Annotated in this window: 19 protein-coding genes; 4 read left to right on the top strand and 15 right to left on the bottom strand. The window is 37.9% G+C overall.

The genetic code is table 11. The features are described from left to right. Positions 1-26: 26 nt before the first annotated feature. The 4 genes from BTO11_RS09370 to fabB all read right to left on the bottom strand — a co-directional run bounded on the left by BTO11_RS09370 (position 27) and on the right by fabB (position 7,554). Positions 27-3,626, bottom strand: a complete 3,600-nt coding sequence (locus BTO11_RS09370; protein WP_105052365.1) for a FimV/HubP family polar landmark protein — start codon at positions 3,624-3,626, stop codon at positions 27-29. 258 nt (positions 3,627-3,884) lie between these two features. Beyond that, positions 3,885-4,904, bottom strand: coding sequence for an aspartate-semialdehyde dehydrogenase (locus BTO11_RS09365; protein ID WP_105052364.1), 1,020 nt, complete (start codon positions 4,902-4,904; stop codon positions 3,885-3,887). A gap of 142 nt (positions 4,905-5,046) precedes the next feature. Continuing rightward, the gene (locus BTO11_RS09360) at positions 5,047-6,180 is read right to left on the bottom strand and encodes a 4-phosphoerythronate dehydrogenase (protein WP_105052363.1); all 1,134 of its coding nucleotides are present in this window, start codon (positions 6,178-6,180) and stop codon (positions 5,047-5,049) included. A 165-nt stretch (positions 6,181-6,345) separates the two neighbouring features. Next, positions 6,346-7,554, bottom strand: a complete 1,209-nt coding sequence (gene fabB, locus BTO11_RS09355) for a beta-ketoacyl-ACP synthase I (protein WP_105052362.1) — start codon at positions 7,552-7,554, stop codon at positions 6,346-6,348. Positions 7,555-7,782: 228 nt separating this feature from the next. Between fabB and mnmC1 the strand changes: the two genes are divergently transcribed. Both mnmC1 and BTO11_RS09345 read left to right on the top strand, forming a co-directional pair. Continuing rightward, entirely contained in the window at positions 7,783-9,159 is a 1,377-nt protein-coding gene (mnmC1, locus tag BTO11_RS09350; RefSeq protein ID WP_105052361.1) for an FAD-dependent 5-carboxymethylaminomethyl-2-thiouridine(34) oxidoreductase MnmC1, read from the top strand. A 185-nt stretch (positions 9,160-9,344) separates the two neighbouring features. Then, a complete protein-coding gene (locus BTO11_RS09345) occupies positions 9,345-11,396 on the top strand; it encodes a methyl-accepting chemotaxis protein (RefSeq protein ID WP_105052360.1) in 2,052 nt (683 codons plus the stop codon). 155 nt (positions 11,397-11,551) lie between these two features. Here BTO11_RS09345 and BTO11_RS09340 read toward each other — a convergent pair whose 3' ends face one another. Further along, positions 11,552-12,433 carry a flagellar protein MotY gene (locus tag BTO11_RS09340; protein ID WP_105052359.1) on the bottom strand — a complete coding sequence of 294 codons (882 nt, stop codon included), beginning with the start codon at positions 12,431-12,433 and terminating at the stop codon, positions 11,552-11,554. 407 nt (positions 12,434-12,840) lie between these two features. On the opposite strand from BTO11_RS09340, the gene rnt reads away from it, so the two are divergent. Further along, positions 12,841-13,560, top strand: a complete 720-nt coding sequence (gene rnt, locus BTO11_RS09335) for a ribonuclease T (RefSeq protein WP_105052358.1) — start codon at positions 12,841-12,843, stop codon at positions 13,558-13,560. A 124-nt stretch (positions 13,561-13,684) separates the two neighbouring features. Beyond that, positions 13,685-14,506, top strand: coding sequence for a CDP-diacylglycerol--serine O-phosphatidyltransferase (pssA, locus tag BTO11_RS09330; RefSeq protein ID WP_105052357.1), 822 nt, complete (start codon positions 13,685-13,687; stop codon positions 14,504-14,506). 124 nt (positions 14,507-14,630) lie between these two features. Here pssA and BTO11_RS09325 read toward each other — a convergent pair whose 3' ends face one another. The 10 genes from BTO11_RS09325 to glyA all read right to left on the bottom strand — a co-directional run bounded on the left by BTO11_RS09325 (position 14,631) and on the right by glyA (position 23,058). Continuing rightward, entirely contained in the window at positions 14,631-15,206 is a 576-nt protein-coding gene (locus BTO11_RS09325) for a YdeI/OmpD-associated family protein (protein WP_105052356.1), read from the bottom strand. Between the two features lie 247 nt (positions 15,207-15,453). Beyond that, a complete protein-coding gene (locus BTO11_RS09320) occupies positions 15,454-15,906 on the bottom strand; it encodes a phosphatidylglycerophosphatase A (protein WP_229793323.1) in 453 nt (150 codons plus the stop codon). A 77-nt stretch (positions 15,907-15,983) separates the two neighbouring features. Continuing rightward, positions 15,984-16,961: a thiamine-phosphate kinase gene (gene thiL, locus BTO11_RS09315; RefSeq protein ID WP_105052354.1), complete on the bottom strand. Its 978-nt coding sequence runs from the start codon at positions 16,959-16,961 to the stop codon at positions 15,984-15,986. 34 nt (positions 16,962-16,995) lie between these two features. After that, positions 16,996-17,415, bottom strand: coding sequence for a transcription antitermination factor NusB (gene nusB / locus BTO11_RS09310; protein ID WP_105052353.1), 420 nt, complete (start codon positions 17,413-17,415; stop codon positions 16,996-16,998). A 12-nt stretch (positions 17,416-17,427) separates the two neighbouring features. Next, entirely contained in the window at positions 17,428-17,892 is a 465-nt protein-coding gene (gene ribH, locus BTO11_RS09305) for a 6,7-dimethyl-8-ribityllumazine synthase (protein ID WP_105052352.1), read from the bottom strand. 150 nt (positions 17,893-18,042) lie between these two features. Further along, a complete protein-coding gene (ribBA, locus tag BTO11_RS09300; protein WP_105052351.1) occupies positions 18,043-19,152 on the bottom strand; it encodes a bifunctional 3,4-dihydroxy-2-butanone-4-phosphate synthase/GTP cyclohydrolase II in 1,110 nt (369 codons plus the stop codon). A gap of 38 nt (positions 19,153-19,190) precedes the next feature. Continuing rightward, a complete protein-coding gene (locus BTO11_RS09295) occupies positions 19,191-19,832 on the bottom strand; it encodes a riboflavin synthase (RefSeq protein ID WP_105052350.1) in 642 nt (213 codons plus the stop codon). Positions 19,833-19,835: 3 nt separating this feature from the next. Next, the gene (gene ribD / locus BTO11_RS09290) at positions 19,836-21,050 is read right to left on the bottom strand and encodes a bifunctional diaminohydroxyphosphoribosylaminopyrimidine deaminase/5-amino-6-(5-phosphoribosylamino)uracil reductase RibD (RefSeq protein ID WP_105052349.1); all 1,215 of its coding nucleotides are present in this window, start codon (positions 21,048-21,050) and stop codon (positions 19,836-19,838) included. A 45-nt stretch (positions 21,051-21,095) separates the two neighbouring features. Next, complete coding sequence (nrdR, locus tag BTO11_RS09285; RefSeq protein WP_105052348.1) at positions 21,096-21,596, bottom strand: transcriptional regulator NrdR; 501 nt, start codon at positions 21,594-21,596, stop codon at positions 21,096-21,098. 205 nt (positions 21,597-21,801) lie between these two features. Beyond that, entirely contained in the window at positions 21,802-23,058 is a 1,257-nt protein-coding gene (glyA, locus tag BTO11_RS09280) for a serine hydroxymethyltransferase (protein WP_105052347.1), read from the bottom strand. Positions 23,059-23,140: the final 82 nt, after the last annotated feature.

Here is a 23,140-nt window from a genome sequence, read left to right as displayed (position 1 = left end):
AAAAACTAACTGTGTTAAACAAAGCTTTATTCTTGATCTAACTCTTTTAATAATTCTTTTGCTTCCATTTTAGCCTGATCATTATCACCATTTAACACTTCTGAAATAGCAGCTCGAGCGCTTTCTTCATCATCCATGTCAATATATGTTCTGATAATATCTAAGTTAGAACCGTAACCACCAGAGTCTTGGTCAACGTCTACAGAGCCACGATTTTCATCAAGCTCGTCAAAATCGTCTAAACCAACATCAACATCTAAGTCGTCTGAAATAGCATCTTCGTCTATGTCATCTAATTGATTCATTAAAGTATCGACTTTAACATAATCTTTTTGCGCACTAGCATCAACATCATCAGCTTGATCTAACGTTATGTCAGTCTCAGCACCTTGTTCTGGCGTATTATCAGCAGGCTCTTCATCGCCTTCCGTTTCTGATAATTCTGATAGTAATTGATCAAAATCAGAGTTCTCTAATTCATCAATATCAATTTCTTCATCACTAGGATCTGCATCTGGGTCTAATTCATCTTCTGGATCTGCGTTAAACTCAGCTTCGCCATCAAATTCTGCTTCAGTGTCAAATTCTGGTTCAGCTTCAACTTCTGGCTCAGCTTCAACTTCTGGCTCAGCTTCAAGTTCTGGTTCAGCTTCAAGCTCTGGCTCAGCTTCAAGCTCTGGCTCAGCTTCAACTTCTGGCTCAGCTTCAAGCTCTGGTTCAGCTTCAACTTCTGGTTCAGCTTCAAATCCTGGCACTGCTTCAACTTCTGCCTCAGCTTCAACTTCTGGCTCAGCTTCAACTTCTGGCTCAGCTTCAACTTCTGGCTCAGCTTCAACTTCTGGCTCAGCTTCAACTTCTGGTTCAGCTTCAAGCTCTGGTTCAGCTTCAAATTCTGACTCAGCTTCAGCTTCAAGGTCAGAGTTAAATTCTGCTTCAGCTTCTAATTCGCCGTCAGTTTCTATTGTACTGTCGTCTTCTAATAAGTCGTTAATATCAGTTTCATTAAAACTACTACTTATTAAATCTTCGTCCGTTAGTAGCTCTTCTGCCGACTCTTCTGACTCTGTCATTAAAGAGTTAATATCCATTTCGCCTGAATCATCTGCACTGTTAGTTTCATCTGTACCAACACTTAAATCATCACCTAGATCATCAATAACTACGTTATCAGCATCGTTTACAACGAGTTCGTCATCTAGATCGTTTTCCGAACCTCCTAACTCTAAATCTGGATACACATCTTCTAACGCACTCTCGTGATCATCAGAGTCGTGATCATCAGGGTCTTGGTCATCAGTTGCATCAGTGTCTACATCAGCATCTAATTCATCACCTAGGTCATCAATTGAGATTTCACTGTCGTCAGCTTCATCGATATCAGATTCTAATTCATCCGACTCTAACTCATCTAATTCCAACGCATCTAATTCAGAGTCGAGTAACTCTTCATCAACTTCAGTGTCTGATTCAGTTTCTGGTGCTTCATCTAAGTCTAATTCAGGGTATGAATCCAACTCTAAACTCGCTTCAAGATCTTGTTCTGGTAAATCGCTTTCTTGTTCTGATTCATTCAAGTCAACAGCTGCCGAGTCAACATTCTCTTCAGTTTCTTCAGTTTCTTCAGTTTCTTCAGGCTCATCAGATTCTTCTGTTAGTTCTTGGTCTTCTGGAGATTCGGCTAATTCAGATTCTTCTGTAAGCTCAGGCTCTTCCGTCTCTTCTGTTAATTCAGCGTCGTCTAGGGCTTCTGTTTCTTCAAGCTCATCTGACTCTTCTGTTAGTTCTTCGTCTAGTAAATTGTCGATATCAAATTCGTCGTCTGTTGACGCAATCTCTAGCCCGTCTTCAACATCAATTTCATCTTCGGCCGACTCTTCATCTAATAAGTTGTCTATATCAAACTCATCGTCTGTTTCAGATAATTCTTCGTCTAATACATTATCGATATCAAACTCATCTTCTGTTTCAGATGTCTCTGCATCTAATACATTATCGATATCAAACTCATCTTCTGTTTCAGATGTCTCTGCATCTAATACATTGTCGATATCTAACTCATCGTCCGTTTCAGATGTCTCAGCATCTAATACATTATCTATATCAAACTCATCGTCTGTTTCAGATAATTCTTCGTCTAATACATTGTCTATATCGAATTCATCTTCGTCTTCATCAAAACCAAGGTCGTCTTCAGCTTCATCATCATTTGTATTGATGCCAAGCTCATCCATTATCGCGTCTACATCATCTACGCTTGTATCTAGAATTTCATCTTCGTCAATGTCGTCTTCATCGATGTCAATGCCAGCAATGTCATCGTCGGCATCATCTTCTTCTAACAATTCTTCTATATCACCAGCGTCAAGTACATTGTCAGCATCGAACCCTTCCTCATCATCGGCATCAGGTGCCTCAGGGATAAGATCTTCACTTAACAAGGTGTCTAAGTCACTTTCTGGTAAATCATCACTATCTAAATCATCATCTAACAATACTTCGTCGTCATCGCCAGATAACAAATTATCATCTGTCAATAAGTCGTCATCATCAAAAGAGTCATCTAGTAAATCAAGTTCATCATCTAATTCAATCGACTCGTCCAACGAATCACTCATGTCTAAGTCAGATAGAGCATCATTTAAGTCACCCATTGATTCTGACGAATAATCATCTGCGTTAGATGAAGAAGAGAAGTCTTGATTAAGAATCGATGGTTGATCTAAAAATTCGTTTTCTGCATTCTTTTGCTCGTCTTTCTTACGTAAATAATACATGGCACCAAATAGAACTAATAGTGCGGGTATTACCGACAGCATTATCATGCCAAATGTTGTTTTGAAGAAGTTAGAAAGCTGGTTACCAAAAGATTGACTATCTTCAAACTCTCTAGCTTGCGCCATTTCAAGTTGAGTTTGAGTCATGTTAATGATTTTATTTAACTGATCCGTTAATAATTGTCTGTGTTCTATTTCCGCACTTAAGTCTTGCTCTAACAATCCAATTTTATCGCCTAACACTGTTAGCTTATCTTGATTTGTTTGGCTTTCTTCTAATACGTTTTCTATTGTTTTTACTGATGTTGAGAATTTTTGCTGTAAATTATCAAATTTTACAGCCTGCTCAACACTCGCTTCTTTAATTTTTTCAGATAGTTCTTCTTTGGCTTGTTTCAAATCTTGCTGTTTAGCGTCTTCTATCGGGCTCAACAATCTTTCTTGTTGGCCAGCGGTAAAAGTACCGTTCATTCTTGCCGCCCAAAGTTCACTGTCAGCGTCAACTCTGCGTTTGGCATAATTAGGATCGATTGCTTTTACTTCTTTATGGCTCGGGATGTCAATGAATACACCGTCATACAGACCGTTTAGGTTTTCAAATTCAAATGCTCTTGGGTTCTTTCTTAGAATAGCGATCATGACTTGGTTGACGGTAACGTCATTTTTAAAGCGGAACTTATTGCCGAGTTTCCAAATAGTGTCTTTTTCGGAGGTTGGTCCGTACTGAACCCCGATCTCTCCGTAGTCAACGCCTTTAGGGCCTCGTAATTTTGACTCAGACTTAGCAAAAGTTTGACCAGTAAAAATACTAGTAACTATTAGAACTATAAGGACTTTAAGGCTTAATCGCATTAACTAACTTCCAAAATATTTTACAAAAATGATAGACGAATTACCGAGTTACAATAAAAATTACAGCACTCAGGAGATCAAAATACAAGTAAATTTAAACACTAATACATTTTCAAAGCAAAGCACATACCAGTTTTATTCGAAATAAAACTTACTATTATGAATCTAGCCTAAAAATACTTTATTACGCATATTATATCGACCAAAAAAAAGGCCTCTTTAGTTTTATTAAAGAGGCCTTGTTCTATCTAGTGTAAATTATAGATAATCAGCAATAAGTACTTCTGCTATTTGAATACTATTTGTTGCTGCACCTTTACGAATATTGTCAGCCACAACCCATAAGTTAATACCATTTGGATGTGAAATATCTTCACGAACACGACCAACAAACGTAGTGTCTTGTCCACTTGCGTGCGTCACTTGCGTTGGATAGTCTGCATCATCAGGCATTAAGGTTACGCCAGGAGCTTGCTCAAGCACATTTTTTATATCGTCAGCGGTAACCGGTTGACGTAATTCTAAATGTATTGCTTCAGCATGACCGTAAAATACCGGTACACGTACTGCCGTTGGGTTAACGCCAATAGAGTCATCGCCAAATATTTTATGAGTTTCCCACACCATTTTCATTTCTTCTTTGGTGTAGCCGTTATCTTCAAACACATCAATTTGAGGAATAACGTTAAACGCCATTTGCATTGGGAATATTTTAGACTCAACTGGACGGCCATTCATTAATTGTGCGGTTTGCCCAACTAATTCATCTACGGCTGACTTGCCAGCGCCACTTACTGACTGGTAAGTACACACATTAATACGGTCAATACCGTATGCGTCATGGATTGGTTTTAACGCCACTAACATTTGGATTGTAGAGCAGTTAGGGTTAGCAATAATATTTCTGTTTCTGAAATCAGCAACCGCTTGTGGGTTAACTTCAGGAATAACTAAAGGAATATCTGGTTCATAACGGAAATGTGACGTGTTATCAATAACCACACAACCTTGCTCAGCGGCAATAGGTGCGTATTTAGCTGAAACATCACCACCAGCAGAAAATAATCCTATTTGGGCTTTAGTCCAATCAAAATCATCAACATTTAGTACTTCAACGTCTTTTCCCTTAAATTTAACTGTCGAACCGGCTGAACGAGCACTAGCTAAAGGAAACAATTCCCCTACTGGAAAATTTCTTTGTTCTAAAATTTCTATTAGATTTTGACCAACTAAACCAGTGGCACCTAATATTGCGACATTATATTTTTGTTCTGACATTTTAATACTCTGCTGTTGAATGATGTTTATCCCGGTTTAACTTAAGTAAATAACTTAGATAGTTACTTACTTAAGTTAAAGGGGTCATAAACAATTATTTTTATTGGTTAGTGCTTTTGCACTAAAACTACCGTCTAGACGTCTAAACGTCAAACCCTATTTGCAAATAATTTAATCCTTTTTGATTATTAGATATGCGTTCTAATTTCAACGATGACCATTCGCGTCTCATTGGGTAGTTTTTACGTAGCCAATCAAAGCCTTTTACCGCGAGTAAATTTCTAAATAAAGCATCATCTCGTCTTGGGTCATAAACTAAATGGATCACCTGCTTCAATTGATTCACGTCTTGTTCTTGGTTGTTTAACGTTAGCTGAGTAACGCTTGGAATTGGTAATAACTCATCTAATTTTTTAACGACGGGTAAATTCAAATGCTGACACACTGCTTGATATAGCATTTCTGTGCCACGGGCTTTACCCTCTAAGCTGTACCCTGCAATATGGGCACTTGCAATGTCGGTATATTCAATAAGCTCTAATAGCGGATTAGGTTCATTCTCCCAAACATCTAATACCAGCTTAATGGTTAATTCTTGGTTTTTATCTCGACGGTATATTTCATTTAACAGAGCTTGGTTATCAATCACTTCCCCACGACTTGCATTTATTAAACATACGTCTTGTTTTAATAATTGAATATTTGCCTCATTTAATAAATGAAAACTCGGGTGGTCACCGTTTGCGGTTAACGGGGTATGGAAAGTGACAACGTCGGCATGCGTTAACGCGTAATCTAATGAAACAAACCCATCTTCCGTTTGCTCTCTGACGGGATCGCATAACAATAAGTTAATGCCTAATGCCGTTAACTTTTTCTGTAACGCCTTGCCGATATTACCCACACCAACAATAGCGACGGTTTTTGTTAATAAATCAAAATGATATTTTTCGGCCAGTACATATAAGGATGAAATAACATATTCAGCCACCGAGACCGCATTACAACCTGGTGCAGAGGTGAATGTAACGCCCTTGTTTGCTAACAAGGTTTTATCTATATGATCTTCACCTATGGTTGCCGTCCCCACAAAAGATAACTTATCCGCTTGTGATAACAACGTCTGGTTAACCTTAGTGATAGAACGAACTAACAGAATATCGGCATGAGTCATTTGTTCTGCGGTTAACTCACGTCCGGCAAAGCGAGTTATCTCACCTATGTCAGAAAAAAAGTCGTCAGCGTAAGGAATGTTTTCATCTATAAATATATTCATTCGTCATCTTTTTCAAAGCTATAAAAAAACCTGAAACATCATACGATATTTCAGGTTTTTAAGAACCAAATAAATTTCAATTTAATAACTAAATTTAGATGGTTAATTTTAACAGCTAATTTTAACAGCCAAGATCAAACTTTGAGCTTGGTGTTAAAACAGTCGTTATACTTTTTGGAATACTAATGTGGCATTTGTGCCACCAAAACCAAAGCTGTTAGACATTGCGGTTGTAATCTCAGCATCTGTCGCAGTCGTGATAATGTTCAAACCTTCCGCTTGTTCATCTAAGTTTGAAATATTAATAGATGGGGCAACAAATTTGTTTTCCATCATTAATAAGCTGTAGATTGCTTCATGAACGCCAGCTGCACCAAGTGCATGACCTGTCATTGCTTTAGTCGCACTGATCATTGGTGAATTACCACCAAATACGTTTTGAATAGCGCCTAGTTCTTTAACGTCCCCCACTGGTGTACTTGTACCATGAGTATTTAAGTAATCAACTGGACCTTTAACTGTCTCAAGCGCCATTCTCATACAACGCTCAGCGCCTTCACCTGATGGAGCAACCATGTCATAACCATCAGACGTTGCACCATAACCTACGATTTCAGCATAAATTTTAGCGCCACGAGCCACAGCATGCTCATATTCTTCAACAACAACCATACCGCCGCCGCCAGAAATAACGAATCCGTCACGATCTGCATCATAAGTACGCGAAGCAAGTTCAGGCGTATCATTATATTTAGTCGATAACGCACCCATAGCGTCAAACATACCCGCTAATGTCCAATCAACTTCTTCACCGCCACCGGCAAAAACAATATCTTGTTTACCAAGTTGGATTTGCTCTAATGCAGCACCAATACAATGTGAAGACGTGGCACAAGCTGAACTGATTGAATAGTTAATGCCTTTAATTTTAAACGGAGTTGCCAATGTTGCAGAACAAGTACTGCTCATAGTACGAGGTACTTGGTAAGGACCTACACGTTTAACGCCTTTTTCACGTAAAATATCACACGCGATTATTTGGTTTTTAGAAGACCCACCACCAGAACCAGCTAATAAACCAGTACGAGGATTAGATACTTGCTCATCCGTTAAACCTGAATCATCAATTGCTTCTTGCATGGCGATATAAGCATAAGCAGAAGCTTCACCCATAAAACGCATCGCTTTACGGTCAATAAGCTGAGTAACATCTAGGTCGATGCTGCCAGATACTTGTGAACGTAAGTTATATTCTTTAAATTGCTCCGATGCAGTAATACCTGATTTTCCAGTTTTTAAACTTTCCAATACTTCTGCTTTATTGTTACCAATACTTGAAACAATACCTAAACCTGTAATAACGGCTCTTTTCATTCTGAATTCCTAAGTGAGACTTAAAATTTTCTGTATTCTACCTGTATTTTTATCTTAACTGGTCTAATTTCAGCGAACAAGTGTTAGCTGAATAAAAATTAGCGCGACACATTGACGATTAAATCTAAAAAAACAGGTTACCTTTGTTATATTTAGGGGCTACCATGTCCCTTGTTTATACCTACTCCCAAGTAATTAATTACGTTAAATCAACATTAAGTCCAAAAGATGAATGCCGAATTATTTAAAAGTGCAGCGAGTTATTCCCCTATTGATAGCCCCACAAAAGAAAAAAAGCACAAAATCGCTATTATCGGTGGTGGAATATCATCAATATGTTTGGCTTATCAGTTATTCTCATTAGTCCCAGAATTAGACATTACCCTGTATTGCAGTGACGAGAGCTTAGGTTCTCGTGGCTCGGGTAATAAACAAGGCGCTATTTATCCCCTATTACAAGGTGGACAATTCTCGGTACTGGCTGAGCTTTATGACTTATGTTACCCCTATTCTGTTGATTTTTATAAACAAATAAACTCAATAAATGTCAATTTTGCACATCAATGGTGTGGCGTATTACAACAAGCATTTACTCCTGAACTTGTAGAGCGCTTACAGCAAATAGCCAATGAATGGCCATCTCATGGCCAATTCATTTCAGCTGAACAATCTTCACATCGTGCCAATCTAGCTTTACCTTTCCCAAGCTTATATTTCAAAGATGGTGGTTGGATTTGGCCACAACAGTTCTGCCAAAACACAGCTAAATATTTAACTGCAAATTTTAATCTTTCAATCAAAGCAAACACAGATATATCAAAGTTAAACCAAACAGAACAAGATAAATGGCAACTAGAAAGCCATGCAGAACTTATTCCCTGTGTATTTGATCAAGTCGCCGTTTGCTCCGGCCATTTAGCCAATCAATATAGTCAGACTCAGCAATTTGATATTATCCCTATCCGTGGCCAAGTTTCACATTTAAACCCAGTAAGCATGGCATCTGAGCTAAAAACCGTTCTTTGCCACAATGGTTACATGACACCAGCGCATAACCAGCAACAATGTTTTGGCGCTACTTTTGAGCGTGGCAATAACAATGAAACCAGCAACCCAGCGGATAACCTTAAAAACCTAGACCAATTACAACAAGTATACGAACAACAAGATTGGGCCAGACAAATAACTGAGCATGACATCATTGGTCAAAATGCAGCGATACGAGCGACTAGCCAAGATCACCATCCAATAGTTGGCGAAGTTATGAGTAATTACTGGGTAAAGGACAATGTGGATCAAAATAATGGAAAATTAAAACGTTTGGATAAACTGAAAAATGTAAACAGGTCTTTGGCAGCAGAAGATAAAAAAACAAAAAACAGCCATAACTTTGCCAATGCAACACATCCAAATTCAGATCTGCATGGCTTGTTTATAATGACAGGATTAGGCGCAAGAGGATTAACGACAGCTCCGTTAATGGCAAAACATTTAGCATCATTAATGTTAAACCAACAAAGTCCTCTATCTGATAGGTTAATAAAGTCTGTTGCCCCGATTCGTTTTCAAGTTAGGGCTTTAAAGCGAAATAAAAGCAAGAACTGATATTAGTTAATATTAATATCCTTTCTAATAAAAAGAGCTATTAAAAAGATCCAATTAAAACCGATAAATAGAATATGAGTAAAAGCATTAATCTAAAAAAAAACCTCGCTAACTAGTAAAATACCAATAACCGACCATACTTTGCCAATTATACTTTTTTATCAATTGCTATGTAGGTACGTTAAATGAATGTAGAAAACTTATCAAAGTTAATGTCTAAACACTTAACCAAAGTGCTATTAATCCCCGTTTTGCTATTAACTTTTGTGATCAGTGCGGATTTAATTAAAACCAATGTAGTCATTCAACACGCTGTTCAAACTGAGCATGATGTCGTTGTACTTCAATCCGTATTATCAGTCGTACATGAATTACAAAAAGAAAGAGGTTATACCGCTGGGTTTATGAACTCCAATGGAGAAAAGAACAAAAATGAATTACGAAACCAAAGAACCGCAACACAAAAATCCGTTCAGCAGCTAATTAAAATAGTAAAAGAAATACCAGTAACCCCATCTGGTAAAAAAATTGTCGATGAATTTATCCAAGGCTACAGTCAAATTAAAAGCTTACAAAACAAGGTTGATTCCAAAACAATAAATTCATCAACCGCCATTACGCAATACACTGAACTAAACGAACTAGGTTTACACTTTGTAGTACAAACATCAAAGAATACTTATGACCCTCTTATTGCGACCGAACTATTTTCGGTTTACAACTTAAGTAGTTTTAAAGAAAAGCTAGGTATTGAAAGAGCAATACTAAGTACCGTATTTACCAATGACCAATTTTCTAGAGAATTATCCGATAAGCATTTAACGGTGATCACTAAACAAGACGTGTTTAAAAAAGAATCGTTAGAAATTGCACCAAAAAAGCTGATGGCAATAATACAAGCCTCCTTTGATGCTCCTGAAGCTAGAGCGGTTGAAGAGTTCCGTAATAAAGTAAGATCGCAAGACTCCAATTATAATATATCGGCCAGCCAATGGTTTAATGCATCGACTAAATATATCGAGTTACAAGCAAAGACGGAAACTGAGTTACTGAATATAATTGATAAAACGGCAATAGAAAGTATAGAAGAAGCCCAGTCACTTTTAATACGCCAAAGTCTTATTTTAACCGCTGGGCTAATTGCGACAGCTTTACTATTCATGGCATTAAGATTACGTAAAAGACAATCCGTTGCCATTGATGGGACTATTAGTTACATACTTGAAAATAAAGATTTAACTCGGGTTATTGAAGTCATCAGTGAAGATGAATTAGGTAATATTGCCGTCAACGTAAATAAAATATTAACTTTGATTAGTGAAGACTTCACTATGTTTAGTAACACCTCTAAAAATATTACCGTCTCTGTCCATGAAACCGCAATAGCCATTAGTCAAAGTCAATCTAACTTGTTATTGCAACAAGCAAATGTTCAAACTATCGCATCGGCTGCAGAAGAGATGAGTACCAATGTACAAGTTATTTCTGAGTCGATGAAAGACAACGCTGCTAACGTAAATTTAGTATTAGAAGAATCTCAATCAGGTAAAAAATCGGTTGAAGAAGCAGTTACAGTGATAAGACGTTCTGCCGATGAAATGTCTAATTCTGCAGAAGCCATCGAGCAGCTCAATCAAAAAGTTGGTAATATATCGTCAATGGTAGAGTTGATTAAATCAATTGCTGATCAAACCAATTTACTGGCATTAAATGCCGCAATAGAAGCAGCAAGAGCCGGCGAACAAGGACGAGGTTTTGCAGTTGTCGCAGAAGAAGTTAGAAATTTAGCTAAACGAACCCAAGACTCCACAGAAGAGATATCTAGTTTAGTATTAGAGTTACAAGAAAGTGCAACTACATCCTATGAGGTTATTAACGTGGGTAAAGAGTTTGCAATTTCAGGCGCTGAAAAAGCGGCTCAAATAGAAAATGTATTAAACGTAATCGTTGATAAAATAGCTGCAATTCAAGAAGTCACTGACTCAGTATCTATGAATACTAGCGATCAAAGTGATGCGATATTAGAAGTGAATAAAAATATCCTAATCATTTATGAACAATCTAGTGAGAATGTTATTGGTGCGGAAAGTGTGGCGAATGAAGCTAAAAACATAGCCGCCTCGGCAATGGATATGGACGACAGTATCGATAGTTATAAACTCAACAATGTCATTAGTATTGATGCACAGATGGAAGAATTAAAAAAACGAGCCATGAAACTCGCTAATAAATCCTAATAACTTACGGTGAATTAAATCACTCAAACAAAAAAACCTAATCATAAATGATTAGGTTTTTTTATTTATAAATAGCAACCGACTAACGCCCTCTTAGCCTATCACCAATTTATACAGTCGCTTATGGTAGTAACGCTAACTTAGTGTGCTAATACTTAAGGTTTAATCATTTCAACAATCACACGTCTATTCGCTTGTTGGCCTAGTTCATTCTGGTTTGATGCCACATGACGTTTCTCACCAAAACCTTCAATGGTTATTTTACTTTCATGAATACCCGCATCAACAAGCAGTTGTTTTATTTCTTCCGCTCGCTTAATAGATACCTCTAAGTTTTTCCAACGTCCGCCCCAAGAATCGCTATAAGCTTTGACTGTAATCGATTCGATTTCATTGTCGTACTTTAAGTATTCTCTCACTTTAGCCAGTTTTACTTTTGAAGACTTATCTAAAACCGCACCGCCAAATTCAAAATTTAAATCCAATTGAGCAATATCAACAAAGTTGTATTTCAACAAATTGTCCATGCAGTTTAAAAACTTATAATAGCTATCGGTAAAATTGGTGGCCGATAACGCAACTGCAACTCGGTCGCTTTTATTGTGCCAGTCAGAATAATATAACGTTGGGAAATAACCTTTTTCTAATTCAGTTAGCATCACCCAAGCTGAATTTTCATCAACATCACCATTGAATTGCTTGCGCCATTGCATAGTTGTAATTTGTTTTGATGCGGTTCCTGGACGCCAATTAGGTGGAACCGATTCTATATTAGCTAAACTATAATCCGCAGGTAAACGCATCATGTCTAACTCAAAACCTAAATTAACAATTTTTCCCGCTTCACTTTTAAAAATGGCGTAGCCGTAATTAGGGATCTGGTGAGTTAAATCACATTGTAATTTTGATTCTGTGGTGACATTCCACTTTGAATTACCCAATGTGCCAGAATAGCGACGGTAGTCAGCGTTAGCCGACAACGGCAAAATTTGGCATACGATTGCCACTAAGATAAAAATTATTTTAATTTTATTCATACTCTACTTTGCTATTTAGTCTTTATAAATCAAGTAAAAGGATACTTCACTGATAAGTCTAGGTTATAAACTGTGTTAATCATACAGTAACGTCCTAACGATGAGTCCGCTGAGTATTAATTAACATTTGATTAGAGTAAGCAATAAAAATACCACAACGCATAGTAACTAAGTGATCTGTGAATATAAAACCAATTACGGTTTATTTTCATATCCACAATCTACCAATGCAGCGAGTGTAAAGCTGCATTAAATTAAACATCTTGATGACCAAATAAGCAACACTGAGTATAGAACTAGATTATATAGTCACATAAAGTGCCAATTTATATAAATTGCCAATGCACAAAAAACATTTGCATGAGATAATAGATAAAATTTATCTGAATCTGGTTAATGCTTTGTCAATGAATTCAACCCCAACTACAGAAACCTCTGACACCAAAAACGATGTTAATAAAGTCGAGTCCAAGTCAAAAGATCCCAATTTATTATCTTCACGCTTTCGTGGTTTTTATCCTGTGGTTATCGACGTTGAAACCGCTGGTTTTAATGCAAAGACCGACGCATTATTAGAAATTGCAGCTGTAACATTAAAAATGAATGCTGATGGTGTATTAGAAAAAGATAAAACAATCCATTTTCATGTTGAGCCATTTGAAGGCGCAAACATAGAGCAAGCTGCTATCGACTTTAATGGAATAGACCCGTTTAATCCATTACGTGGCGCAGTACCTGAAAGTGAAATGTTAAAAGAAATTTGTAAAGCAGTGAGTAAAGGGCAAAAAGAAGCGGGTTGTCAGCGTTCCGTCATTGTGGCTCATAATGCCTCATTCGATCATGGTTTTTTCATGGCCGCTATTGAACGAGAAAAATACAAACGTGTTCCTTTCCACCCTTTTGTTACTTTTGACACTACGTCGTTTGCAGCATTAACATTAGGACAAACGGTATTGGCTCAAGCTTGTATTCAAGCGGGTTTAGGCTTTAATAATAAAGAAGCTCATTCAGCAATTTACGATACAGAAAAAACCGCAGACCTGTTCTGTTATATGGTAAATAGATTTAAAGAATTAGGTGGCTGGCCGTTAACACCTATAAGTAATGAAGAAACAACGACTGAATAACTAATATAGAAGTTTAACTTCTGTTAGTTTTAATGTGTAAATGTATTATTTTGTCAGAACAATAACTATGTTATTATTTTGCCAAGTAATAAAAGTAATTTTAACTAGATAGTATCAAGGTTATATGACAAACAAATCAGATTCTCCAACCACAACTCATCGCGGTATTTATTTGCTTCCTAATTTGCTAACTACCGCTGGATTATTTTCAGGCTTTTTTGCCATAGTCTCTTCTATGAATGGCAACTTCGAAGCTGCTGCAATTGCTATTTTTGTCGCCATGATCTTTGACGGATTAGATGGCCGAGTAGCCCGAATGACAAATACACAAAGTCCATTTGGTGCTGAGTATGACAGCATGGCTGACATTGTTTCTTTTGGTGTTGCCCCTGCAATAGTCACTTATAACTATGGTTTAAGTAGCTTAGGTAAGTTTGGCTGGTTAGCTGCATTTATATATGTTGCTTGTGCTGCATTAAGACTTGCACGTTTTAATACTCAAATTGGCGTAGCTGATGGACGTTATTTCCAAGGTTTAGCATCTCCTGCCGCCGCGGCTGTTATTGCGTCATTAGTTTGGTGTGGTGTTGGTTATGATGTTAGTGGCCACGATTACAGCATACCGTTAGCCATTATTACTGCTCTATGTGGTTTATTTATGGTAAGTAACTTCCGTTATAGCTCATTTAAAGAAATTGAGTGGCGTGGAAAGGTTTCTTTTGTTGCAGTACTAGTTATTGTCTTAATATTTACATTTGTAGCGGCAAGCCCTGCAGAAATATTATTAGCAGTATTTGCGCTTTACGCCCTTTCTGGTCCAGTGATCACAATAAGAACCGTTAAGAAATTAAAGCTAGAACATGTTGTTGGTGACAACAATGATGAAGAGCTTAGTGACAAAGACAGTTCTAAAAAAGCGACAACTAAAGAAGACAAAAAAGATTAATCACTCATCTCTTTTGTAATAAAGAAGCCCTACTTTGTAGGGCTTTTTTTATGCCTATAAATTAGCTCAATTACAACAAACCTAAAACTGTCAAAACATTACCAAGCTGGGAAAATGAAATAAACTAAACCGGTTTTTCTTCACGTTCCATCATATCCATAAATTTTACAAAGCGCCTAGTTCTGGTTTCCAACTTCTTTGCACTTGTTAATCCATGCGCGATAACATAACGATTTGATTTATTAAGCGTATCAAAAAACTGCTTCGCTTTATGTTTCCCCTCTAATGCAGCTAGAAAGTCATCAGGTACTGTCATTTCGCTGACCACATACGCATTATCCCATCGGCCATCCGCTTTGGCGGCACGAACATGTACCAGTCCAGACTCATTCATTCGCCCTTCACTAATCAAACGATCCACATGAACTGCATTCCTTTTCGACCAGTTACTTCTCGCCTTTCTAGGCGTTATACGCTGAAGATAAGTTTGCTCATCTAGTGACTTTTTAATGCCATCAATCCAGCCCCAACACAAAGACTCAATGACAATATCATCCCAAGTCACACTTGGTACTTTCGTCCCTTTTTTGAATACCTTAACCCACAACTCAGTTTCTACGTTGTGATTGGCTTTAAGCCACTGCCCAAGCTCTTGTGGTGTTACGAATGTCATGACTCGATTTAGATCAGGTTCGGGCATTGGCGGAACTCTTCTTACTTTGTTTGATTAGATAGGGGTTATTTTATATTACAATTTAACATCAAAATATTAACGTAAAACAGGGGGGATTTGAAAGCCTTGTATTAGGTATTAAAGGGGTCTGTAAAGCTAAATACTGGTTAGTGTTAGCTGTTGAACTGTTAATCAAATAAATGAGTGCTTTGATTGGCATACTCAGCTCACTTGATAGTGAGCTGTACTTACTGAGATAATTTAGTGATTTAATTTAGTTTATAAAAGGCTGTATATAAAACAATATGCCCGCTGAGATAATACCAGCGACTATATCGTCTATCATAATGCCTGTTCCGCCATGTACGTGCTTATCTAGCCAAGAGATTGGCCAAGGTTTGATAATGTCGAAAAAACGAAACAGGATAAATCCAGCGAGTACGTTCATCCAAGTAAACGGCACAAAACACATGGTAATGAAAAATCCAGCAAACTCGTCCCATACAATAGACTTATGATCGTGTACGCCAATATCGTCGGCCGCTTTGCCACAAATATATGGACCTACCAAACAAGTGAGTAAAGTGAATAACCAAAAAGTCCAATCAGGCGCATAAACAAAACATAAATAGAAAGGAATAGCCGCTACTGTACCAAAAGTTCCAGGACTTACTGGTAATAAACCACTCCCAAATCCAGTTGCCAATAAATGTACTTTATTACACATATTGAACTTCTGTTCTTGGGTTTGGCTTTCTTCAGTTTGCACAGCTTCTACTTTATTTTGTTCGACAGGGTCTGACATTAGTTTTCCTCAGAAGAAAAATGTTGGTATCCATTCATGTTTGGCGTCGGGTACTTATCACCAGCTTTAACTAAGCTGATACCGTTATCCCCACCTCTGATTTGACCTATACAAGTAAAATCAACGCCCATAGCAGTGGCATTTTGTTCTAAATAGCCTTTTTGCTCTTCTGGAAGTGTGAATAATAACTCGTAATCTTCACCACCAATTAATGCCATAACAATCGCACTATCTTCATCTAGACTAGCGGTAACAGCCGAAGATATAGGTAAACTTGCTACGTCTATTTCAGCCGAGACTTTTGAAGCTGTAAGTATATGTGACAGGTCTTGAATTAGACCATCTGATATATCAATTGCAGACGTTGCTGCACGACGAAGCACCTGACCTGCCGCTAATCGAGCCACAGGGAAGTTAAATTTTTGCTCTGCTTGAGCTAACAGCCCAGCAGGTACATTTATTTTATTAAGCTTTGATGCAACCGTTAACGCAGAGTCACCTAAACTTCCGGTAACATAAATCCAATCACCGGCTTTAGCGCCACTTCTCAACAGGACTTTATTCTCAGGCACAAAACCTTTCAAACAAACCGTAACCGCTAATGGCCCCTGAGTTGTATCGCCACCAACTATTTGCACATTACAATATTCTGCAACTTCAAATAAACCGTTGGCAAACTCTTCAATCCAAGCTTCATCTACTGTTGGTAACGTAATAGCAACCGACGCCCATGCAGGTTCAGCCCCCATAGCGGCAAAGTCACTTAAATTAACAGCGAGACAACGGTGACCTATTGAACGAGGAGATGTATCTGGGAAAAAATGGGTATTTTCAACCATCGAATCTGTGGCAATAACAAGAAGCTTGTCTTGCGGTACTCGTGTTAGAGCGGCGTCATCGCCAACGCCTAACACTACATCCTTGCGTTTAGGCCCACGCTCGGAGAAATATTTCCGAATGAGCTCAAACTCTTTCATACCAATTTCCTACAACACTTTATGTACATTTTATTTATACTAATGGTACGCGTAAATCTTTAAGCGCTTTATCCAATACACCATTTACAAAACGGTGACTATCGTCAGCACCAAACTTTTTAGCAAGCTCGATACCTTCGTTAATTGCCACTTTATATGGCACATCAACACGATATTTAAGTTCAAATGCAGTTAACCGTAAAATTGCTTTTTCGATTTGATCAACTTCAGCAAATGGACGTTCTGTATAAGGCGTTAATGCCTCATCAAGATCTTTACAATGAGCAACAACACCGCGAATTAATTCTTGGAAATATTGCACATCTACTTTTGATACATCGTTGTCTAACAACATTTGTTGTTCTACATCTGTAATTAAGTTGTGACTTAACTGCCAAGAGTAAATAGCTTGAACCGCTAATCCTCTGGCTTTTCTTCTTGCAGCTGGTTTCATTAAATGAGAATCCTAAAGTTGAGCCATAACGTTGACCATTTCAAGCGCGCTTAATGCGGCTTCACCACCTTTGTTACCCGCTTTTGTGCCGGCACGTTCAATGGCTTGTTCTATGCTATCTGTTGTGATCACACCAAATGCTAATGGAATATCAAATTCCAAAGAAACACTTGCTAGACCTTTGTTACATTCGCCAGCAACAAAATCAAAATGTGGTGTTCCACCACGAATTACTGCACCAATAGCAATAATTGCATCGAATTTGCCTGACTTAGCCATTTTTTTAGCAGCAACAGGAAGTTCATACGCACCTGGAACATAAACAACGGTAATATCGTCATCGCTCACTTCACCGTGACGATCTAATGCGTCAAGCGCACCATCTAATAAACTGTCCACAATAAAGTGATTAAAACGTGAAACTACAACCGCAAATTTTTTGCCTGTAGCACGGAAGTTACCTTCAATTATGTTCATTCGTAAACCTTACTATTTTACTTAAAAAATTTTGCGCGATAATAACACAACAAAATATTTGATGTTAGGGATAAGCTTGCTAATACCTAGGGTATTTAAAACTTTGATCAGTATTCGTTAGAAAAATAACAATTACTGATCATTTACATATTACTCACTTACGTATTCAGTTACTTCTAAACCAAAACCAGACAAAGCATGATACTTTTTAGGTGAGCTTAGTAGTCGCATTTTCTTAATACCTAATTGCGCTAGTATTTGTGAACCAACACCAACATTACGTGATGTTCCATTCCATTTAGCTGGCGCTAAGGTTTCGCCTGAATCTTCCGCTTCAAAACGTTTAACAATGTTAATTAAGTCAGCTGTATCTTCTTGCTTACCTAACAAGACAAATACACCGCCTTCTTCAGCAATTTTTTCAAGGGCACTGTCGATAGCATAACTTCTATTAACCGAGCGGTCTGATGATAAAAGATCACTAAAGGTATTTTGTAAATGAACACGAACCAAAGGTGCTTCTTGTTCTGTAATATTACCTTTAACTAAAGCAAAATGTACTTGTTCATCAATCGTGTCTTTAAAGGTATATAAGTCGAACTCACCAAATTTAGTTGGTAATTTGCATTTCGCAATACGCTCAACGGTAGTTTCATTTAAATTACGGTATTCAATTAAATCAGCAATGGTGCCAATTTTTATATCGTGTTTTTCTGCAAATATCTCTAAATCTGGGCGACGTGCCATTGAGCCATCTTCATTTAAGATCTCAACTATAACGCCTGCCTCTACTCTGCCAGCTAAACGAGCTAAATCGACCGCTGCTTCTGTATGACCCGCACGAGTTAATACGCCGCCTTTTTTAGCGACTAAAGGAAATATATGACCAGGCTGAACGATATCTGATGGCTTTGGATTTACCGACACAGCAGCTTGTACTGTACGAGATCTATCCGCTGCACTGATACCAGTAGTAACACCTTCAGCAGCTTCAATCGAAACCGTAAAGTTAGTCGCAAATGCAGCATTGTTATTATCTACCATAAGTGACAAGTTAAGGGCGATAGCTCTTTCTTCTGTCATTGGCAAACACACCAAACCACGTGCGTGCGTTACCATAAAGTTAATATGTTCAGGCGTTAGCATGTCTGCTGCCATGATCAAATCACCTTCATTTTCCCTATCTTCATCGTCCATCAAAATGACCATTTTGCCATGACGGATGTCTTCAATTATTTCTTCAGGGGTATTTAATTTCATTTCTTCTACCAGAATCGTTTAAATCTAAAATGAAGGTTCTATTTCAAAAAACCTGACTTTGCTAATAAACCCATAGTGACGCCATCATCTGATTTACTGACCAGACGTTCCACATATCGGGCGATTATATCAACTTCTACATTTACTGCAGCACCTACTGTTAACTTTTCTAACGTTGTTTGCTCAGAAGTATGCGGCACTATGGTTAATTTAAACTGTTGTGCTTCTACTTCATTTACCGTCAAACTTACGCCGTCTATGGTTATAGAGCCTTTTTTTACTATGTACTTGGCAATTTCTTTTGGTAAATCGAACCATAAATCAATGGCTCTGCCATTATTAACTACACGAGTTAATTTGGCCACAGTGTCAACATGACCACTTACCATGTGCCCACCAAATCGAGTCGTTGGTAACATGGCTTTTTCTAAATTCACTAACTGACCGTCTTTATAATGGGCAAAACCTGTGTGTTTAATCGTTTCATTTGATACATCAGCAACGTATCCGTTACTTGATAATTCAACAACCGTTAAGCAAACACCGTTTGTTGCGATACTGTCACCTAATTTCACATCTGATAAATCCAAGTCACCGCTGTTAACGGTTACTTGGTAATCTCCGCCTTTTTTTTGTAAAGACGTTATTTTACCAATTGCTTCAACAATTCCTGTAAACACAGATTATTCCTCAGATTCTTTAATATCTACTGCTTTAACAGCGACTTTATTAACATAGCTTTTATTAACATAGCTTAGACGCATATCTTGGCCTAACAGCGTTAATGTTTTAAGTTGTAATTCAATCGTTTGTTCCATAGCATCAAATGGTCCAACAGGCATAACATCCTGTGCATTCATGCCCATAATTTTAGGCGCTATGTAAACAATAAGTTGATCGAATAAACTTTGCTCAACAAAACTAGCGGCCAATTTAGCGCCCGCTTCTACCCACAAATTATTAATTTCATTTTTACCACACCAATCCAACAAAGCCCCGATGTCAAAACGGTTAGCACTTTCATCATAAGGTAACTGGATATAACTAACATTATTGTGTGCACTTGCTGGTAACTCGTCCGAGTCTTTTCTTACAATTATAATTGATGTGCCAGACACTGTAGATTCTTTGCCGTCAAATAACGCCAGTTCACTCTGATGTTTATCATCCAAATCGCCACGGCTATCTAAGATAATTTTTATTGGCTGTCTTATCTCTTTTACCACATCATCAAACGGGTAAGAAAAGTTAAGTTGTTCTGCACGTACGTTTAATTTTGCGTTGTCGGCAATTACAGTTGTTGCCGTAGATAATATAGCGCAAGCTTTGGCTCGGTACGTTTGTACGTCAGCACGTGCTTCTGCACCCGTTATCCATTTACTTTGTCCGTTACCAAGAGCCGATTTACCATCTAAAGACGATGCCATTTTAACGGACACAAACGGACGTTTAGTTTCCATTCTGGACAGGAAACCTAAATTAAGTGCTCTTGCATCTAGTTCTAACAAACCAAGTTTTACGTCAACCCCTGCTTGCATTAATAACAAGATACCTTTGCCTGCCACTAATGGATTAGGATCTAGCATAGCAACCACAACGCGCTTAATATTCGCGTCTATCAATTGATTTGCACAAGGTGGCGTTCGACCAAAGTGACTGCAAGGTTCTAACGTGACATAAGCTGTGGCGTCTGTTGTTTGCTCTGCGGTTAAATTAACTAACGCGTTAACTTCCGCATGGCCTGTACCGGCTTTTTTATGCCAACCTTCACCAATAATTTCGTTATTTTTTACAATAACGCAGCCCACGTTGGGATTTGGGCTAGTGGTAAATTGGCCTCTTTGTGCCAATTTAATGGCTTTGGCCATAAATTCATGGTCGGCTAAAGAAAAACTCATAATGTTATCTTGTACTCAAAGTTACGCTTTTATTCAAATAGCTTTCTATTCGAACAGCTTAGATTGTCGCTTGCTAAGTTCAGTTTTCTTATCAGCTTGTTGGCCAATTTTTGCGATTTCTTCGCCAAACTCTTTAATGTCTTCAAAAGAACGATACACAGATGCAAATCGAACATAAGCCACTTTGTCTACTTGCACTAATCCATCCATGATCAAGTTACCAATAAACTCAGAACTGACTTCTCTTTCACCCGTCATTCTTATTTCTTTTTTAATGCTTAAAATTAACTGTTCTATTTGTTCTGTACTTACTGGTCTTTTTTCTAACGCTCGTAAAATACCAGCGCTCATTTTATCTTCGTTAAACGGTTCACGTTTACTATCGCGTTTTACCACTTTAGGCATGACTAACTCTGCACCTTCAAAGCTAGTGAAACGCTCGTTACATTGATTACATTCTCTACGACGACGAACCTGAGAACCACCGCCAACTAAACGAGAATCTATTACTTTAGTTTCCGTTGCTGAACAAAATGGACAATGCATAAATATACCTACTTGTAGTTAAAGTGATGGTTATGACGATTTAATTAATGTAGTTATGACGCTTTAATTAATATATTGGTTACTACAAAAGAAAGTTACAATTAACAGCCATAAAAAAACCGCGAAAAATCGCGGTTTAGTTTAACACAGCTAAGGTGCTGTTTTCGAGCAACTATTTAGCTTAACTTTTGTACTCGGCTAATGCTTAGCCGTAAACAGGGAAACGTGCACAAAGGTCTTTAATTTTACCTTTAACGCTTTCAATGTTTGCTTCGTCTTCAATGTTGTCTAAAACATCACAGATTAAGTTAGTTAACTCAACCATTTCAGCTTCTTTCATGCCACGACGAGTTACCGCAGGCGTACCTAAACGTAGACCAGATGTAACAAATGGAGAGCGTGGGTCATTAGGAACTGAGTTCTTATTAACCGTAATAAATGCTTTACCTAACGCAGCGTCAGCATCTTTACCTGTCATATTTTTAGCAATTAAATCAACTAAGAATAAGTGGTTTTGTGTACCGTTAGACACGATATCGTAGCCACGAGACATCATTACTTCACACATTTTCTTAGCGTTAACAACAACTTGCTTTTGGTAAACTTTAAAGTCAGGTTGTAGTGCTTCTTTAAACGCAACCGCTTTAGCAGCAATAACGTGACATAAAGGACCACCTTGACCGCCAGGGAATACAGCGCTGTTTAGCTTTTTATAAACATCAGCATCGCCACAACCAGAAATAATTAAACCACCACGAGGACCCGCTAGTGTTTTATGCGTTGTTGTTGTTACAACGTGTGCAAAAGGAACTGGATTTGGGTATTCACCTGCAGCGACTAAACCTGCAACGTGAGCCATATCGACAAATAAATATGCGCCAACTTCATCAGCAATCTTGCGGAAACGTTCCCAATCAACAATACCTGAGTATGCAGAGAAACCAGCAATGATCATCTTAGGTTTGTGTTCACGTGCTAATTTTTCAACTTCTGCGTAATCTAATTCACCCGTTGCTTCATTAATGCCGTACTGAACTGCATTGTAGATTTTACCTGAGAAACTTACGTGAGAACCGTGAGTTAAGTGACCGCCATGAGCAAGGCTCATACCTAAAATAGTATCGCCTGGATTAACTAACGCTTGGAATACCGCAGAGTTTGCTTGAGAACCAGAGTGTGGCTGTACATTAGCGTAATCAGAACCAAATAATTCATTGGCACGGTCGATAGCTAGTTGCTCAGAAACGTCAACATATTCACAACCACCGTAATAACGCTTACCTGGGTAACCTTCAGCGTATTTGTTCGTTAATTGTGAGCCTTGAGCTTCCATAACACGTGGACTACAGTAATTTTCAGAAGCGATTAACTCAATATGATCTTCTTGACGCTTGGTTTCTTGTTGAATTGATTCCCATAACTCTGGGTCAAAATCGGCAATATTCATATCACGTTTTAGCATGTCCACACCTCGGCTGATTTAAGTTTTTAACACCTAACATTTCTAACATTCCTGACATCTATTATTTTTAACAGAGAGGATA

The organism is Psychrosphaera saromensis (genome assembly GCF_002954545.1).
In the GTDB taxonomy this organism is placed as follows: Bacteria; Pseudomonadota; Gammaproteobacteria; order Enterobacterales; family Alteromonadaceae; genus Psychrosphaera; species Psychrosphaera saromensis.
The sequence above is the reverse complement of the archived record's forward strand: the minus strand, read 5'-3'. Positions and strand labels throughout refer to the sequence as shown.

Coding starts and splice junctions, on each gene's coding strand:
- BTO11_RS09370 (WP_105052365.1), bottom strand. CDS start 3,626: ATGCGATTAAGCCTTAAAGTCCTTATAGTTCTAATAGTTACTAGTATT.
- BTO11_RS09365 (WP_105052364.1), bottom strand. CDS start 4,904: ATGTCAGAACAAAAATATAATGTCGCAATATTAGGTGCCACTGGTTTA.
- BTO11_RS09360 (WP_105052363.1), bottom strand. CDS start 6,180: ATGAATATATTTATAGATGAAAACATTCCTTACGCTGACGACTTTTTT.
- fabB (WP_105052362.1), bottom strand. CDS start 7,554: ATGAAAAGAGCCGTTATTACAGGTTTAGGTATTGTTTCAAGTATTGGT.
- mnmC1 (WP_105052361.1), top strand. CDS start 7,783: ATGAATGCCGAATTATTTAAAAGTGCAGCGAGTTATTCCCCTATTGAT.
- BTO11_RS09345 (WP_105052360.1), top strand. CDS start 9,345: ATGAATGTAGAAAACTTATCAAAGTTAATGTCTAAACACTTAACCAAA.
- BTO11_RS09340 (WP_105052359.1), bottom strand. CDS start 12,433: ATGAATAAAATTAAAATAATTTTTATCTTAGTGGCAATCGTATGCCAA.
- rnt (WP_105052358.1), top strand. CDS start 12,841: ATGAATTCAACCCCAACTACAGAAACCTCTGACACCAAAAACGATGTT.
- pssA (WP_105052357.1), top strand. CDS start 13,685: ATGACAAACAAATCAGATTCTCCAACCACAACTCATCGCGGTATTTAT.
- BTO11_RS09325 (WP_105052356.1), bottom strand. CDS start 15,206: ATGCCCGAACCTGATCTAAATCGAGTCATGACATTCGTAACACCACAA.
- BTO11_RS09320 (WP_229793323.1), bottom strand. CDS start 15,906: ATGTGTAATAAAGTACATTTATTGGCAACTGGATTTGGGAGTGGTTTA.
- thiL (WP_105052354.1), bottom strand. CDS start 16,961: ATGAAAGAGTTTGAGCTCATTCGGAAATATTTCTCCGAGCGTGGGCCT.
- nusB (WP_105052353.1), bottom strand. CDS start 17,415: ATGAAACCAGCTGCAAGAAGAAAAGCCAGAGGATTAGCGGTTCAAGCT.
- ribH (WP_105052352.1), bottom strand. CDS start 17,892: ATGAACATAATTGAAGGTAACTTCCGTGCTACAGGCAAAAAATTTGCG.
- ribBA (WP_105052351.1), bottom strand. CDS start 19,152: ATGAAATTAAATACCCCTGAAGAAATAATTGAAGACATCCGTCATGGC.
- ribD (WP_105052349.1), bottom strand. CDS start 21,050: ATGAGTTTTTCTTTAGCCGACCATGAATTTATGGCCAAAGCCATTAAA.
- nrdR (WP_105052348.1), bottom strand. CDS start 21,596: ATGCATTGTCCATTTTGTTCAGCAACGGAAACTAAAGTAATAGATTCT.
- glyA (WP_105052347.1), bottom strand. CDS start 23,058: ATGCTAAAACGTGATATGAATATTGCCGATTTTGACCCAGAGTTATGG.